Origin of the sequence: Sporanaerobacter acetigenes DSM 13106, from assembly GCF_900130025.1 — a bacterium.
GTDB classification, from domain to species: Bacteria; Bacillota; Clostridia; order Tissierellales; family Sporanaerobacteraceae; genus Sporanaerobacter; species Sporanaerobacter acetigenes.
This window is the reverse complement of the sequence record NZ_FQXR01000001.1, coordinates 1-1041: the sequence shown is the minus strand read 5'-3', so window position 1 is coordinate 1041 and position 1041 is coordinate 1. Positions and strand designations below refer to the sequence as shown.

At 53.7% G+C, this 1041-nt stretch carries 1 rRNA gene; it reads right to left on the bottom strand.

The features are described 5' to 3' along the window. Nucleotides 1-1041, bottom strand: a 23S ribosomal RNA gene (locus tag BUA21_RS00005); the annotation flags it as partial.

The following is a 1041-nucleotide window of genomic DNA, read 5'->3' as shown; positions in this document are numbered from 1 at the left end:
CTTATACCTGGGACCTATCAACCAAGTGGTCTACTTGGAGTCTTACCTTAAAAAGTGGGAAATCTCATCTTGAGGGGGACTTCGTGCTTAGATGCCTTCAGCACTTATTCCTTCCAGACGTAGCTACTCAGCTGTGCCTCTGGCGAGACAACTGATGCACCAGCGGTCTGTCCATCCCGGTCCTCTCGTACTAGGGACAGCTCCTCTCAAATTTCCTACGCCCACGACGGATAGGGACCGAACTGTCTCACGACGTTCTGAACCCAGCTCGCGTGCCTCTTTAATGGGCGAACAGCCCAACCCTTGGGACCTACTCCAGCCCCAGGATGAGACGAGCCGACATCGAGGTGCCAAACCTCCCCGTCGATGTGGACTCTTGGGGGAGATAAGCCTGTTATCCCCGGGGTAGCTTTTATCCGTTGAGCGATGGCCCTTCCACTTGGAAGCCACCGGATCACTAAGTCCAAGTTTCCTTCCTGCTCCACTTGTAGGTGTCGCAGTCAAGCTCCCTTCTGCCTTTACACTCTTCGCACGATTTCCGACCGTGCTGAGGGAACCTTTGAGCGCCTCCGTTACTCTTTAGGAGGCGACCGCCCCAGTCAAACTGCCCAACTGACAGTGTCCCAAGACTGGATTCACAGCCTCTGGTTAGAATTTCAGCATTGCAAGAGTGGTATCCCAAGGTTGACTCCACCAAAGCTGGCGCCCTGGTTTCCAAGTCTCCCACCTATCCTGTACAAGCAATACCAAAATCCAATGTCAGCCTACAGTAAAGCTCCACGGGGTCTTTCCGTCCTGTCGCGGGTAACTCGCATCTTCACGAGTACTACAATTTCACCGGATCCCTTGTTGAGACAGTGCCCAAGTCGTTACACCTTTCGTGCGGGTCGGAACTTACCCGACAAGGAATTTCGCTACCTTAGGACCGTTATAGTTACGGCCGCCGTTTACTGGGGCTTAAGTTCAGAGCTTCGCTTGCGCTAACCCTTCCCCTTAACCTTCCAGCACCGGGCAGGTGTCAGCCCCTATACATCGTCTTTC